Consider the following 15,562-nt stretch of genomic DNA (forward strand, 5'->3'; position numbering starts at 1 on the left):
TAACACTTAAAGCTTAGAAATGAGAATTTTAGAAATTTAAGTTTGTGTAAATTTAATTAAGGTTCTAGGGCAAAAAAGCCCTAGAGTTTTTGTCAATATAGCACCAAATGCACTTTTTGCGAGCCATGCACGCCAAAAACCGTGATAAGCTCTATATCAGCCGTTCTTGAAGGACCAGCGATAAATAAAATATTATTTGGTAGTACCTCATTTTCACTTTTTACTAAATTTAAAGCCTCAGCTAGCGAGTTTAAAATCTTGCTTTTTTCAAGCAAAATGATACAAAGTGTTGGTGCCAAAGAAAGCATTCTAGGTTGTTTTGGCGAGCTTGGCACGCATACAACTCCGTGTGAGCTTATGCCACATTTTGCGTGAATGACAGAAAATTCGCTGTGAAAAACCTCGTGACGCAAATTTTCTATCTCTTTATCAAAACATACTTTTTCGCTGGCTTTGATTTTATCTATATCAAGTTCTAAGCCTGTGCCATAAATGAATTTTTCATAGCCATACAAAGCAACAATTTCATTGATCTTTGTTTCAAGTTCGTGTTTTTCGCACTCTTCGACGATGAATTTGTTATCACTCATCTTGCGTTTCATCTCATCTATCGCCTCTTCACCACCAACTCTTTTGATATGTACGACTGGATCACTTGTTTGTATGCGTTCAAAGTCTTTTATTTTATTTCTTTGTCTTACGGCATTTAAAATCGCTTCTTTGCTACGACTTGAAATTTCACTTTTATTTTCACTCATAGCTTACTCCTTCTAGCTTTTGAACTTCTTTGTAAAGATCGACTTTTATGGAAGGTAAATCCTTAAATTCACTCCATTTTTTAATCACCGGTAACGCACTCTTAAGCCCTTGCACCGCCCAGTTAAAATAATGTGCGTTGCCTAGAGAAAAACGCCAAAGCCCACCATTTGTCGCTGCCATTTGGAAATTTCTCATTGCAAAAGCTTCGGCTTTGTTATGATGCATATTTTCATCGCCTAAGAGCTTTTGTTCGCCTTGTCCTGCTTTATCGCTTCTTAATGTGCGTATGAGATTAGCGAGTGGAATTTTTACCGGACAAACTTCAGAGCAACGCCCACAAAGCGAGCAAAAGCTTAAAATATCGCCGGTTTTATCTATACCAAAAAGATTTGGGCTAATCACTTCACCAATTGGTCCTGGATAAGTGGTTTGATAGGTGTGTCCGCCTATTTTATCATATACCGGACAAAAGTTCATACACGCACCACAACGAATACAGCGCAAGGCTTCATAATAATTTTTATTTGCAAGCATTCTTGATCGGTTGTGATCAAAAAGCACGATATGCACTTCTTTTGGTCCATCTAAATCCCCATTTTTTCGAGGTCCTGTAATGATATTGTTATAAGTTGGGATAAATTGTCCTGTTGCTGAAGGGGTAAGCAAATGCACCATAGTTGCCGCATCCTCAAAGCTTTGCATCACTTTTTCTATACCACAAAGAGCGATATGTATGTCTGAAGCGGTGGTGCACATTCTGCCATTGCCTTCATTTTCTATAAGCCAAATTGCACCTTGTTCTGACATCGCAAAATTTACACCACTTAAGCCTATTTTTAAATCTTCAAATTGATTTCTTAAATGCTCTCTAGCTATGGCATTAAGCTTTTCTGGTTCGCTTTCAAGGCTTGCACCAAGTTTATCTTTAAAGGTTTGTCCGATTTGATAGCGATTTCTATGAATAGCTGGCACGACAATATGCACTGGCGTATCTTCATCAAGCTGCAAAACAAGCTCGCCAAGATCAGTTTCAATGGCTTTTAAGCCCTTTTTTTCAAGATAATGATTTAAGCCTATCTCCTCGCTTGCCATGGATTTGCCTTTGAGGATTTTATTTGCTTTTTTCTCCATCATAATTTGATAAATAATCTCACAAGCATCAGTATCAGAGCTCGCCCAATGCACGTGCATACCATTTTTTGTAGCATTTTTTTCAAATTCAAGCAAACGTTCATCAAGACTCATTAAGGCGTTATTTTTAGCCTGTCTTGCCCTTGCTCTTAAGCCTTGCCAATCCTCAAATCTATCATCAATAACCTTAAGACGATTTTTTTGTAAGATATGCATTGCAGTGGTTAAATTTGTTCTCATTTGTTCATTGCTGAGATTTTCATGAACAGCAACTTCGTGCGGTAATTTGTGTTCTGCACTCATAGTTTTGCTCCTTCAAGTCTTTTAAGTAAAAAGTCATATAAATGAAAGCCTTTTATATCAAGCCCCATTCTACTCATCGTGCCTTTGATATTAAGCAAACAACCACCATCACCGCTGATAATGTATTTTGCTCCGGTATTTTGTATATCATTTACCTTTGCTCTTGCCATTGCGTTTGAAATTTCTGGTTCTTTTACAGAAAAAGTTCCGCCAAAACCACAGCATTCTTGCTCGTATTCAAGCTCGACAAGCTCGACATTTTTAAGCCTTTTGATAAGATTTTTACTTGAGGTAATGCTTTTTTGCACCCTTAAAGCATGGCAGTTTGAATGCCAAGTTACTTTTATAGGCTCACCTTTGTCTTCATAATTTACATTTAAAACTTGATCGAGATATTGAGAAAGCTCGATTACTTTTGAGCTAAAATGTTTGATCTCATCAAGTCTTTTATCCTCTTTGAAAAGTTCTATATAATCATGACTCATCATACCTGCACAAGAACCGCTTGGCACGATGATAGGATAGTCTTTTTCAAAAAGTCGAGTGTTATACAAAGCCACTTCTTTGCTTTCGTTAAAATAACCTGAATTAAAACTCGGCTGTCCACAACAGGTTTGATTTTTCTTAAAAATCACCTCTACACCTTCTTTACGAAGAAGCTTAATCGCATTAAGCACCATTTCTTGCATGGCAGCAGTGCCTAAGCAAGTTGCGTAAAAATACACTTTATTCAAAATAAATCCTTTATAATAAAGATAAGCCTTGCTTTTTCAAGCAAGGCAAAACATTATTTTTGTATATAAACAACATCAGGGATTATTCCATTAAGGAAAAACGCGATGATGCAAGTCCAAATACCTATTAAGATGATAAAGCCAACAGAATATTTAAGAGTAAATTTAAATAAGTCTGATTCTTTACCAGCTAAACCAACCGCAGCGCAAGCTATAGCTATACTTTGAGGGCTAATCATCTTACCAACAACACCACCAACTGAGTTTGCTGCTAAGAAAAGAGCTTCTTTTATGCCAAGTGCATTAGCTGAAACTTGTTGTAATGGTCCAAAAAGTAAGTTTGCGCTTGTATCAGAGCCTGTTAAGAACACGCCTATCCAGCCAATAACCGGGCTAAAGAAAGCAAAGGCATCGCCAGTTTGTGCAAATGCTGTTCCTAGAGTTGCGCTCATACCAGAGTTTTTAGCGATAAATGCAAAGGCAACCACAAGTCCTATAGTGATACAAGGCATAGCCATTTCTTTTAAAGTATCTCCAAACGCTTCTTCAACGACATTTGATTTGATCCTTAAAAAGATGATTGTTAAAAATGCTGCGACTAAGATAGCCGTTCCAGCTTGTAAAGCGATAAAGTTTATCGGTAAATTTAAGCCTATAGCCTTACCATCTGGATCAGTTATGCTGCCTTCTATATTATTAAATGCCATAGTGACTTGAGTATAATCAAACACTTCTCCTTTAACAAATAAAGCCTTAAACCAAGGTTGAGTCCAAATGATGATACAAAGGATAAGTAAGATAAATGGAAGCCAAGCTTTAAATACCTTGCCAAATTCAAGTTGCTCGTGGTTTGAAAAGTCTTTTAAATCATCAAGTCTAAAGATATTTTTAGGCGACCAAAATTTCAAAAAGATAGTCGTACAAGCAAGTGAAACGACAGCTGAAACGATATCTGGAAGCTCTGCACCAAGATAATTTGAGCTTATAAATTGAGTTGCTGTAAAGCTTACTGCGGCAACCAAGATAGCCGGAAAAGTTTCTTTTACACCTTTAAAGCCGTCCATTAAAAAGACGATGAAAAAAGGCACAGTAAGGCTAAGTGGCACAAGCATACGACCTACCATAGCAGAAACTGCGTGCTGTTCAACCCCAACTAAATTTGCCATAGCGATGATAGGGATTCCAACTGCACCAAAAGCAACAGGAGCTGTATTTGCGATAAGACAAAGTCCAGCTGCATAAAGTGGGCGAAGTCCTAAGCCTACTAAAAGTGCCGCAGTAATGGCTACTGGACCACCAAAACCAATCGCTCCTTCTAAGAAAGAACCAAAACAAAAGCCGATGAGAATAACTTGAATTCTATGATCAGGAGTGATTGTCATAACGCTTTGTTTGATGACTTCAAAAGAACCACTTTTAACTGAAAGCTTATAAAGAAAGATCGCAGCAACGATAATCCAAGCGATAGGCCACATACCTTGAGCAAAACCTTGCACAAAACTTGCACCAATGAGTGAAAAAGGCATACCATAAGTAAAATATGCCACCAAAGTTGCCACAACAACGGTAGCAAAGCCAGCTTGATAGCCCTTAAGCTTAAACACAAGCAAACAAAGTAAAAAGCACAAGATGGGGATAAAAGCCATTAATGCGCTCAACCAAATGTTACCTAATGGATCAAAAATTTGTTGATACATTGAAACTCCTTAAAATGTTTTGTATTTTGTCTAAGTGTAGCAAAAGAAAAATGAAAATTTGTTTTGTTTATTTAAGTGGAGTGTAAAATGTGTAAAATTGTAACTTAGCTATAAGCATAAATAATACTTGTTACAAAAGTATATAAAAAAAGTTATTTTTTTATTTAAATTAGTGTGTAAATGCACCTTTTGCTTGTTAGTTTAATTTGCACTTATTGTGAGCTGCTAGCGAAAATAGCTTTTAAGTATCACTAAAAGATTGTCAATTTCTTCTTGTCTTCTTGCTTTTGTATTTGCGTCAAGTAAATGTTCTTTGATATGTTCTTGCAAGACTTCATTAAGCAAAGCATTCATCGCTCCTCTTGCAGCAGCGATTTGCTGGAGTATCTTAAAGCATTCGTTTTCAGTTTCTAAGGCTTTTTCTAGGGCATTGATCTGTCCTTTTATCTTTTTGAGTCTTGTTAAGAGTTTGCTTTTATGAGCTATGGTGTGTGCCATTTTATCCCTTTAGTAAATTTTAAGATATACTAGGGTATAGTATCAAAAATCAAATTAGAGCTTGCTTAAAGAGCTTTGATTCTAAAAAATACGATTTAAATTTATACAAGGAAAAAAAGATGAATACTTCTTCTTTGCATGGAAAAACTTGCTTTTATAGCCCTAGTAGTTCAAATGAAAAAGCACAAAAACGCATTTTTTATGCTTTTGTTTTTACTCTTATTACTATGGTTGTTGAGATTATCGCTGGAAGTTTTTTTAATTCTATAGCCTTGCTTGCTGATGGGTGGCATATGAGTTCTCATGCTGTAGCACTTGGCTTGGCTTTGCTTGGGTATTTTTTCGCTAAACGTTATGCTACAGATCGTCGTTTTAATTTTGGCACTTATAAAGTCGAGATACTCACAGCTTATACAAGTGCGTTATTTTTACTTGCAGTAGCTTTTTTTATGGTGTATGAGTCTATCCATCGTTTTTTAAATCCTAAAGATATAGCTTATACAGAAGCTATTATTGTGGCTTTTTTAGGGCTTTTTGTTAATGCTGTTTGTGTGTGGCTCTTAAAAGATGATGGCGGTGTTTGCGGGCATAATCACAACCACGATACACACGATCACAGCGAGCATGAAAATTGCACACATTCGCACACAGAACAAAAAGTGCAAATTAAGGGGAAGGATCATTCTAAAGACTTGAATTTAAAAGCAGCGTATGTGCATATTTTAGCTGATGCTTTAACTTCTATACTTGCGATTATCGCTCTTTTAGGCGGCTTATTTTTGGGCTGGTGGTGGCTTGATGCAACTATGGGTTTAGTGGGAGCAACTCTTGTTTTTATCTGGTCTATAGGACTTATAAAAGACAGCGGAAAAATTCTACTTGATATTACTATGGACGAACCTGTTTTGAGTGAAGTTTTGGCTTTGAGTAAAGAATTTGGTGAGATTGAGGATTTGCATTTGCTTAAAATCGATAAGGATCATTATGCTTGTATTTTAAGTTTAAAAAGTCAGCAAAACTTAGCTCAAATCAAGTCAAAATTACAAACTTGCAAGGCTTTAGCACATATATCAGTTGAAATTTCAAGCTAGCTTAGTTTAAGCTATATGCAAAAAGCATTCTTTAATCAAACAAAGAGCCCTCAAAGCACTTCAATTTAAAGCTTGAGCGATGAATTTCGCTCTCTTTAAATGTGCGTAAAGCTTCTATGTGAGCTTTGCTTGCGTAGCCTTTGTGTTGTTTAAAGCCGTAGTTTTGATACTTTGAGTCTAAGTGTATCATCACTTCATCTCTGCTTACTTTAGCAAGTATGCTTGCAGCTGAAACTTCTGGCACTAAGGTATCAGCTTTTATAAGTGTTTTTATGCCTTGGACTTTAAAATTTGTATTGCCATCAAACAAAAACTCAGTATTTTGCATAGATGAAAAATGCCTAAGTATGATTTTTAAGCCTGTTTGAAGGCAGTAAGATAAGCCTTTTTCATCGATTTGTTTGTTTGAAAATGCAAGGATTAAAAAGCTTGAGTTTTCTTTGATAAGTGTAAAAAGTTTTTTTCTTTGTGTGGCGCTTAAGGCTTTTGAGTCTTTTAAGCCAGCGATATTTTTATTAAGCAAACAAGCCGCCATAAAAAGAGGACCAGCCAAAGCACCTCTACCTGCTTCATCTATACCTATAAGCTTTTTGTGATTCATTTTTGCACTCTTTTGAATTTTTGTGATTATATAGAATTTATCTTAAAAAATTTCTTGCAAGATAGACTATAAAAGAGCTAGTTTTACATTTTGTAAATAAAAATTAAATATTTTAAAGCTTTTTGGTGATTTTTTAGTGCAAATTTGCTACACTTTAAGCAGTTTAAATTTTTACAAAAAGGAGAAAATATGAGCTTTAGGATAGAAAAAGACACTATGGGTGAGGTTAAAGTGCCTGATGAGAAGTATTGGGGCGCACAAACTGAGAGGAGTTTAGAAAATTTCCGCATAGGCATAGAAAAAATGCCAAAGGTTTTAATCTATGCTTTTGCTAATCTCAAAAAAGCAGCAGCTATAGTTAATAACCGCTTAAAAAATGGGCTTGATGATGAAAGAAAAGAAGCCATAGTTAAGGCTTGCGATGAGGTGATAGCTGGCAAATTTGATGATAACTTTCCACTAGCGATTTGGCAAACAGGTTCAGGCACACAAAGTAATATGAATGTCAATGAAGTCATCGCAAACCGCGCAACTGAAATACTTGGTAAAGACTTTCGCAAAGAAAAATTCGTCCATCCAAACGATCATGTAAATCGCGGGCAAAGCTCAAATGACACCTTTCCAACAGCTATGAGTATAGCAGCAGTCCAGCAAGTAGAACAAAAGCTTTTACCAGCTCTTGATACTCTAACAGCAACTTTAAAGAAAAAGGTTGAGGAATTTAAAGATATCATTAAAAGCGGACGCACACATTTGCAAGATGCTACGCCTTTAACCTTAGGACAAGAATTTAGCGGTTATCTTTCTATGCTAGAGCATTCTAAAGAACAAATTCTAGCCTCACTTCCTACTTTAAGAGAGCTTGCTATCGGTGGCACTGCTGTTGGCACAGGGCTTAATGCACCGGCTCATTTTAGCGAAGAAGTAAGCAAAGAATTAACTAAACTTTTAGGCGTTGAGCTTAAAGCCAGCCCAAATAAATTCCACGCTCTAACAAGCCATGATGCTATGGTTTTTACACACGGAGCGATGAAAGGCTTGGCTGCAAATTTAATGAAAATCGCAAATGATATAAGATGGCTAGCTAGTGGTCCAAGATGCGGACTTGGCGAGCTAAGCATACCAGAAAATGAACCGGGCTCTAGCATAATGCCGGGCAAGGTTAATCCTACGCAGTGTGAGGCTGTAACTATGGTCGCCGTGCAAGTGATGGGAAATGACGCAGCTATAGGTTTTGCTGCTTCTCAAGGAAATTTTGAGCTTAATGTCTTTAAGCCTGTTATCATTTATAATTTCTTACAAAGTCTTGATTTGCTTGCTGATTCTATGTTGAGCTTTAACGAGCATTGTGCTGTTGGCATTAGTGCAAATAAAGAAAAAATTGATTACTATCTACACAATTCTTTAATGCTAGTTACCGCGCTTAATCCTCACATAGGCTATGAAAATGCAGCCAAAATAGCTAAAAACGCCCACAAAAAAGGCATATCACTTAAAGAAAGTGCTTTAGAGCTTAAGCTTGTAAGCGAGGCTGATTATGATAAATTTGTGGTGCCAAAGGATATGATTCATCCTTTAGGCAAGTAAAATATATAGTGTGTTATAGCCAAGTTTGTATGAATTTGGCTATAATTGTATGTTAATTTTTAAGAATTTTTAAGCTTTTGATCTAAGATACTCAATAAAAATTATATGCTTAAGATCAAAACTCATACTTAGCGATAATATTTGCTCCAAAATAATCCATCTTATCATCAAAGGCTGTTTTGTAAAAGCCTTCAAAGCCCATTTTTGCGTTATTAGCTATATAAAAATATCCGCCTAAGCTTACGCCAAGTCTTTGCTTGTAGGGCTCTTCGTATTTGAGCTTTGCTCCTGTTTGAGTGCGAAAAATGGTGTTTTTATGGCTATTATAAAGCACCTTTTCATAACCAAGCTTAAGGCTTGAATACGCATTATTTACAAAAAAGCTTTGAGCTTCAAAACCAAGAAGCAAGTCAAGATTATAGGCTTTGTGATTTGCTGAGCGAAGGGCTAGCGCATCGCCTGTTTCTTCAACCTTTGTGCGTATATTATAAGAGTGCGATAAACCGATGAAAGGCTTTAAAGTAAAATAATCTTGATTGATCCTATAGCCCAAACTTGCTTCGCCATTTAGCTGATAAAAATCATACTTGCCTTTTGAATTAAGATCAAAATTTGGAAAATAAATCTGTCTTTGCGTATCAAATTTACCCATAGAAGCATAAGCTTTTATATCAAGTTCATAATCGCCCCCAAGCGCATAAAGCTGTGCTGTGCCAAGTTGAAACATATGTGAGTTTGAGCTTGCTTTGTGGTATTCATCATCTTTTTTAATGCTACCATAAGCATAATTTGCTTCAAATCGCAATATATGCTCGTTAAAATGCTTTGTTTGATTAAGACGCAATCCACCCATACCTCCACTTCCTTCGCCCAAATATCCAGAAGCAAAAGCAGAAATATCAAATTTATCTTCACTTGTATAAGGGCTTAAGAGTTCTTTGTTCTTCATCGCATCAAGCATAATATAAGGTTGTTTAAGGTAGTTGCTTTGTATGCCCTCATCAGTATCATTGATAATTTCTTCAAGTTTGTTACTATCATAAGAACTTACGACAAAAAAGTTTTTGATACTTTCATCATTAGCTAGAGTTTGTATGCCGGTGTTGTTTGCTAGGGTATTTAAGGTGCTACTTGGTGTGTTTTGCGATTTGGTTTGTATGCTATTTGTTTGACTTGAATTTGTGCTACTTAAAGTGCTTATTTGAGCCGAATTTAGTGTTTGGGCGGTGCGAATATTTGAATTGGCGCTTTTTGTTGTTGTGTTACTTGTGGTTTGGATATTTGAGCAGTTTTCATTATCACAAGCAACTATACTTGCTTGAGCTAGAGTGGCTAATATTGCTCTGCCATTATACGCTTCTTTGTTACCAAAAACAGCTTTTTCAAGCACAGCTAAGCCATTTTGGTTTGGTTTTGTTGGCGTGCTTCCACCAGAACCGCTTCCGCCTGTTCCTCCAGCACTGCCACTTCCACCGGTGCTACCTCCACCTGAGCCACTTCCCCCAGAACCACTGCCTGTAGTAGGACAGCTTGGCTCTGCTGTGCCTGTTTGCCAAACGACTATAGAGCCATCTCCACAAGTTTTGCTACTTGTCATATTGCTGCCACCACTGATCGCGATGTTTGTATTTGTGCCATTAAGCGTGCCATTGATGAGTGTGAGGGCTCCTTGTTGATTGATACCGGTAATATCTGCATTAATCGTGCCACCATCATTTGTAACATTAGCATTTAAAGAGCCCATAGCACCACCAGTTCCCGGTTTAAAATCTATGCTTGAGCCAGTTTTATTTTCTACTCCACCGGTTACATTTACGCTTCCACCTTGTATAGTAAGGCTTGAGCTTGTGAGATTGGTTGCTGAGCCTGATGAATCTGTAAAAGTTTGATTCACAAGTTTTCCAGTGATATTAATCGTCCCACCTTCATTGACTAATTTTGCATTGCCACAAAATCCACCCTGAACACAAGTAGCGTCATCTACCCTTGTATTTATTTTTGCTCCATTATTTAAGTTTCCATTTATAGTAATGGTAGCACCCTTATTTGTAAAAGTGCTAGTTTTTCCTATATAGCTTATTGTAGTTTTTTCCTTTCCTATCAAACTTAAGCCTCTTTCAAAAGTTGCTGTTCCTCCTTCTATAATAACATCATCATTAAATAAAGTTGAACCTGAGTCAATAAGAGTGTTTGAATTCGTTGCTCTAAAGATACCTGTCACAGCAAAGCCTTTATCTGCTTTTACCGTAAAATTAGAATTTGTTACATTTATGTTGCCATAGCTCGAAAAAGAACCTGTGCCTGTTCTACCTGTAAAAGTAAAGTCAGAATTACTAATAGTAGAAGTAGCATTTGAACTAATGATTATACTATCAAAGTCGTTTATATTAAGGCCAGCATTATTTATATTTAAAGTATTAAAATAAATGGGTACGCCTCTAGCAAGAAGGTTAGGGTCGCCATTTGGTGGATCTTGCCTATTAAGTGTAAGCACATTTGTTTTTGCACTACTTGTGAGGTTAAGACTTACTGTCTCATTAAAAGTGCATTGCTGCTGTTTGCAGACTGCGATAGCATTGTGCGTTTCTGATGATGTTAAAGTAATTACTGATGGCAAAACGTTTGTATAATCAGCATACAAACCAGCCGATAAAAGTATGATAAAAATGCTTTGTTTTTTCATTAGTGTCTAGTCTCTTTTAATTTTTTTTAAATAATAAAATTTATCATATAAAAGTAAAATACCAAGCATTTTTTTGAAAAATCTTTCTTTTTTTGAGAAATTTAAGTGGCTTTTGGCTAGAATTGATCTTTTAAAACAAAGGAAAAAAGTGCAAGAATTTCTTATAACCTCTTTAATCGTGTTATTTGTATGCGCTTCATTTTTAGCTTTTAAGCTTAGTCGTTTAAAGCTAATATATAAGTTTTTACACACTCAAGATCAAGAGCTAAAAACTCAAAATGAGGCTATAAAACTAGAAAATGAAAGCCTTAAACTCGATCTTAAAGAGCTTAAAGAAAGCCTTATAAAAACACAAAGCAAGCTTGATGCACAAGAGCTTAACTTAGCTTCAAAAGATGAGTATTTACGCTTGCAAAAGCTTGAGTTTGAAAAAGAAAAAGCAAATTTAAAGGCTGAGTTTCAAGAAAAAGAACAAAGCCTCTTACACACTCATGCTGAGGCACAAAATAAGCTTTTTAAAGAGCAAAAAGCAAGCCTTAATGAGCTTGAATTAAAATACAAAGCAAATCTTGAAAGCCTCAAATTTGAGTTTGAAAAAAGCCTTGAAAAACAGCACGAACTCTTACTGACTCAAAATAAAAATATGCTCAGCGATGAGAGCAAAAAAATCCTTGATGAGCTTTTCACTCCTTTAAAAACCAGCGTAAAAGCCTATCATGAAAAACTCGCTCACAATGAAATAGAGCTAAAAACTAATATCAAAAATATGTTTGAATACAGCCAAAAGATAAGCCAAAACGCCGAACAACTTGCAAATATCTTAAAAGGGGATAAAAAAACAAGGGGTAATTTTGCTGAACTTCAGCTTAAAAGCGTGCTTGAGCACAGCGGCTTAAAAGAAGGGGTGCAATATAAGCTTCAAGAGCATTTAAAGCTTGATGGCAAGAGCTATTATCCTGATGCGGTGGTGTATTTAGATCATCAAAAAAGCATTATTATCGATGCTAAGTTTTCCCTGCCAAATGACTTTGATTTTAATCAAAACGATAGGCAAATTTGCGAGCAACTTGCTTTAAACATAAAAGCTCGTATCAATGAGCTTGCAAGTAAGCCTTATACTCACTTTGATACGCATACTTATGATTTTGTTTTGCTCTTTTTACCTTATCAAAACATACTTGATTTAGCCTTAGAACATAGCCCAAATTTATACAAAGAAGCCTATGAAAAAAAGATTTATCTTACCACTCCTCACACACTTTTTATGGCTTTAAATACCATAAATATAGCTTGGAGACACATTCAAAGTAATGATAATGTCATGAAAGCCTTTGAAGCTTTGGCTAAATTTCATGATAAATTTGTGAGCTTCGTTGAGGATTTTGAGGGCGTAAAAAGGGCTTTTAGCACCCTTGAAAACAAGCTTGATGCGGCTGAAAAAAAGCTTCTTAGAGGAAGTGGCAATCTTGCTTCTCGCTTTCATCAGCTTAAAGAACTTGGCGTAAAAACAAGTAAAGAGCTTAAGGCTGAGTTTGATGAGGGGATTTTAGAGCCTCAAGATAAGCCTTTTTTAGCACAAAACTCACACGAAAATCAAAAAAAGGAAGCTGATGAAAACGCTTTGTTTTAGTGCTAAAGAGCATGATTTAAATGCCATAAATTTAGGACTTGATGAGCTTATCTTAATGGAAAATGCAGGCAAAAACCTCGCTCTTATCATTAAAAAAGAGCTTAAAAAAAAATACAAAAAGAAAAAACACCCAAGAATACTTTTTTTACTTGGCTCTGGCAATAACGCAGCTGACGGGCTTGTAGCAGCACGAACCTTAAAAAATGCCTTTTTATATGTGCTTGATAAAAGAGCTAAAAAAAGTGCTTTATTTGTCAAACAAGAGCAAATCGCTTTAAATTTAGGCTTAAGCTTTCTTGAAAAAGAGCCTGTTTTTGCAAGCTTTGATTGTATAGTTGATTGTGTGTTTGGAAGTGGTTTTAAGGGAGTCTTAGATACAAATACTAAGGCTGTATTTGAAAAAGCAAGTCAAAGCAGAGCCTTAAAAGTGGCGTGTGATATGCCAAGTGGCTTGGCTTCTTACGCACAAGAAAAAGCTGGTTTTAAAGCTCATATAAGCGTAAGTATGGGCTGTATAAAAGAACTTATGCTTGAAGACTTTGCAAAGGACTTTGTGGGTAAGATAAAAACGGCAAATTTAGGACTTTGCGAGGAAAAATACCTTAGCTTTGAAAAGGCAAAGAGTTTTTTACTTGAAAAAAAGGATTTAAGGCTTATTGCAAGGGCTAAAAATACAAATAAAGGCTCTTTTGGACATGGCTTTGTATGTGGGAGTGCAAGTGCTGGCTCACTTTGTGCGTTATCTGCTTTAAATTTTGGCTTAGGACTTGTTTCTTTGGTGGGAAAAAGGGCTTTTTCGCCTCTTATCATGTGTAAAGAAAGGCTTGAAGAAAGTGCAAATGCAGCTGCTATTGGCATGGGGCTAGATGATCTTAGTGTGCTTGATGAGCCGCATTTAAAACATATCCCCCTTGTGCTTGATGCAAACTGCTTTTTAAGTGAAAAAATTCTGCCTTTTTTAGAGAGGGAAAATGTGGTTTTAACCCCACACCCAAAGGAGTTTTCAAGGCTTTTAAAAATGGCTTTTAATGAAGAAGTGAGCGTAGAAGAAATTCAAGCCAATCGCTTTGCTTTTGCAAGAAAATTTGCTTTTAAATTTAAATGCGTCTTGCTCTTAAAAGGTGCAAATCCTATCATCACACAAAAAGAAAGGCTTTATGTTGTTAATCTTGGCACAAGTGCCTTGGCTAAGGGTGGCAGTGGGGACGCTTTAAGTGGCATGATACTTGCCTTGCTTGCAAATGATTTTTCAGCCTTTGATGCTGCTATGCAAGCAAGCCTAGCTCACGCAATAGTGGCTAAAAAATACAAGGCAAATGCAAATAGCTTTGATGCCCTAAAACTCATAAAAGGACTTTCATGCTTGTAAAACTGGCGATTTTATTTTCTGGAAATGGCTCAAATTTAGAAAATTTACTTGAAAAATTGCATAAAAAAAAGTTTGGTGAAAATGAATTTGAAGTGGTGTTGTGTCTGTGTAATAAAGCCAATGCCTTTGGCATACAAAGAGCTAAAAAATATAAGCTTGATACTCTTATCATAGAGCACACAAAGTTTAAAAGTAGGGAAGAATTTGATCAAGCTTTAGTAAGTGAAATTCAAAAAAGTGGGGCGGATTTAGTGGTGCTTGCTGGTTTTATGAGGATACTAAGCCCTGTTTTTACTCAAAACATCAAAGCTATAAATTTACACCCTTCTATACTGCCACTTTTTAAGGGAGCAAATGCGATCAAAGAAAGCTTTTACAGCGATATGAAGCTAGGCGGAGTAAGCGTGCATTGGGTAAATGAAGAGCTTGATGGCGGACAAATCATCGCTCAAGAAGCCTTTCAAAAAGAAGGCTTGAGCTTAGAGGAGTTTGAGGCAAAAATTCACGCCCTAGAACATAAAATTTTACCCCAAAGTGTGATAAAAATCTTTAGTAAAAATTAAGTAAAAAAGCTTATAATTGTGCTTTTGATAGTAAATAGGAGCAAGTGATGATAGAAAGTTTAGAGTGGATTTTTAGCCTTGATTCTTGGCTGACTTTGGCAACTTTAGCCGCTTTAGAAATCGTTTTGGGAATCGATAATATCATACTTTTAGCCATCTTAGTCAATAAACTTCCCGCTCATCAACGCGACAAAACAAGATATCTTGGGCTAATGCTAGCCATGCTTGCGCGTATAGGCTTGCTTTTTTCTTTGTTTTGGATTATGAAGCTTACCGCACCTTTGTTTAATGTATATTTGCCGATGATTATAGAGGATAATGCTACGCTTAAAAGCACTCTTGAGCTTATGCCAAGTGAAATTTCAGGCAGGGATTTAGTGCTCTTTTTTGGTGGGCTTTTTTTAATCATCAAACCTATGCTTGAGATAGTCGAACAGCTTAAAATGCACCATGGCGAAGCACATCACACAAGCACAAGTTCAAAATTTTGGATCATTATCGCTCAAATCATACTTCTTGATATAGTTTTTTCTCTTGATAGCGTCATTACAGCTGTAGGTATAGCAAATAACTTGCAAATTATGGTTATAGCTATTATCATCGCTGTAGCTGTTATGCTTTTTGCAAGTAAGCCTATCGCTGATTTTGTCGAAACTTATCCAAGTATAAAAATTCTTGCTCTGGCTTTTTTAATTATGGTTGGTGTGGTTTTAGTGGCTGAAAGCGTGGATTTGCATATCGATAAAGCTTATATTTATGTAGCGATGATCTTTTCTTTGGTGGTTGAAATTTTAAATATCATTTCGAGCAAGAAAATAGAACATTTCAAGCCAAAAGAAAAATAAAAATTATTTTTTTGAAGCCTGTAAGATATGGTATCAAATTATAATTTTTGATAGAGTTTAAAAAAAAGCAA

General features: G+C 36.1%; 13 protein-coding genes. 6 read left to right on the forward strand and 7 right to left on the reverse strand.

Annotated elements, in window-relative coordinates; genetic code table 11:
• Positions 1-92 precede the first annotated feature (92 nt).
• The 5 genes from CQA38_RS07755 to CQA38_RS07775 all read right to left on the reverse strand — a co-directional run bounded on the left by CQA38_RS07755 (position 93) and on the right by CQA38_RS07775 (position 5,122).
• The gene (locus CQA38_RS07755; RefSeq protein ID WP_137633434.1) at positions 93-758 is read right to left on the reverse strand and encodes a lactate utilization protein C; all 666 of its coding nucleotides are present in this window, start codon (positions 756-758) and stop codon (positions 93-95) included.
• Positions 751-2,193, reverse strand: coding sequence for a LutB/LldF family L-lactate oxidation iron-sulfur protein (locus CQA38_RS07760; RefSeq protein WP_137633435.1), 1,443 nt, complete (start codon positions 2,191-2,193; stop codon positions 751-753). The genes CQA38_RS07755 and CQA38_RS07760 overlap by 8 nt, the downstream gene beginning before the upstream one ends.
• Complete coding sequence (locus CQA38_RS07765) at positions 2,190-2,930, reverse strand: (Fe-S)-binding protein (RefSeq protein WP_137633436.1); 741 nt, start codon at positions 2,928-2,930, stop codon at positions 2,190-2,192. The genes CQA38_RS07760 and CQA38_RS07765 overlap by 4 nt, the downstream gene beginning before the upstream one ends.
• 50 nt (positions 2,931-2,980) lie before the next feature.
• The gene (locus tag CQA38_RS07770) at positions 2,981-4,624 is read right to left on the reverse strand and encodes a lactate permease LctP family transporter (RefSeq protein ID WP_137633437.1); all 1,644 of its coding nucleotides are present in this window, start codon (positions 4,622-4,624) and stop codon (positions 2,981-2,983) included.
• A 225-nt stretch (positions 4,625-4,849) separates the two neighbouring features.
• On the reverse strand, positions 4,850-5,122 hold the full coding sequence (locus CQA38_RS07775; RefSeq protein ID WP_137633438.1) for a metal/formaldehyde-sensitive transcriptional repressor: 273 nt from the start codon (positions 5,120-5,122) through the stop codon (positions 4,850-4,852).
• Positions 5,123-5,241: 119 nt separating this feature from the next.
• Between CQA38_RS07775 and dmeF the strand changes: the two genes are divergently transcribed.
• Entirely contained in the window at positions 5,242-6,213 is a 972-nt protein-coding gene (dmeF, locus tag CQA38_RS07780; RefSeq protein WP_137633439.1) for a CDF family Co(II)/Ni(II) efflux transporter DmeF, read from the forward strand.
• A 31-nt stretch (positions 6,214-6,244) separates the two neighbouring features.
• On the opposite strand, the gene CQA38_RS07785 is transcribed toward dmeF, so the two are convergent.
• Positions 6,245-6,814: a ribonuclease HII gene (locus CQA38_RS07785; RefSeq protein WP_137633440.1), complete on the reverse strand. Its 570-nt coding sequence runs from the start codon at positions 6,812-6,814 to the stop codon at positions 6,245-6,247.
• A 189-nt stretch (positions 6,815-7,003) separates the two neighbouring features.
• Between CQA38_RS07785 and fumC the strand changes: the two genes are divergently transcribed.
• The gene (gene fumC, locus CQA38_RS07790) at positions 7,004-8,401 is read left to right on the forward strand and encodes a class II fumarate hydratase (RefSeq protein ID WP_137633441.1); all 1,398 of its coding nucleotides are present in this window, start codon (positions 7,004-7,006) and stop codon (positions 8,399-8,401) included.
• Positions 8,402-8,516: 115 nt separating this feature from the next.
• On the opposite strand, the gene CQA38_RS07795 is transcribed toward fumC, so the two are convergent.
• Positions 8,517-11,084 (reverse strand): autotransporter outer membrane beta-barrel domain-containing protein, encoded by a 2,568-nt coding sequence (locus tag CQA38_RS07795; RefSeq protein ID WP_137633442.1) that lies wholly within the window; start codon positions 11,082-11,084, stop codon positions 8,517-8,519.
• A gap of 148 nt (positions 11,085-11,232) precedes the next feature.
• Between CQA38_RS07795 and rmuC the strand changes: the two genes are divergently transcribed.
• From rmuC to CQA38_RS07815, 4 genes are read left to right on the forward strand one after another with little or no spacing between them, the layout of a single operon-like run.
• On the forward strand, positions 11,233-12,714 hold the full coding sequence (rmuC, locus tag CQA38_RS07800; RefSeq protein ID WP_137633443.1) for a DNA recombination protein RmuC: 1,482 nt from the start codon (positions 11,233-11,235) through the stop codon (positions 12,712-12,714).
• Complete coding sequence (locus CQA38_RS07805) at positions 12,695-14,083, forward strand: NAD(P)H-hydrate dehydratase (protein WP_137633444.1); 1,389 nt, start codon at positions 12,695-12,697, stop codon at positions 14,081-14,083. Before rmuC ends, CQA38_RS07805 begins: the two co-directional genes overlap by 20 nt.
• Complete coding sequence (gene purN / locus CQA38_RS07810; protein ID WP_137633445.1) at positions 14,074-14,646, forward strand: phosphoribosylglycinamide formyltransferase; 573 nt, start codon at positions 14,074-14,076, stop codon at positions 14,644-14,646. The genes CQA38_RS07805 and purN overlap by 10 nt, the downstream gene beginning before the upstream one ends.
• 47 nt (positions 14,647-14,693) lie before the next feature.
• Entirely contained in the window at positions 14,694-15,491 is a 798-nt protein-coding gene (locus CQA38_RS07815) for a TerC family protein (protein ID WP_137633446.1), read from the forward strand.
• Positions 15,492-15,562: the final 71 nt, after the last annotated feature.

This window comes from Campylobacter sp. MIT 12-5580, assembly GCF_005406235.1.
GTDB lineage: Bacteria > Campylobacterota > Campylobacteria > Campylobacterales > Campylobacteraceae > Campylobacter_D.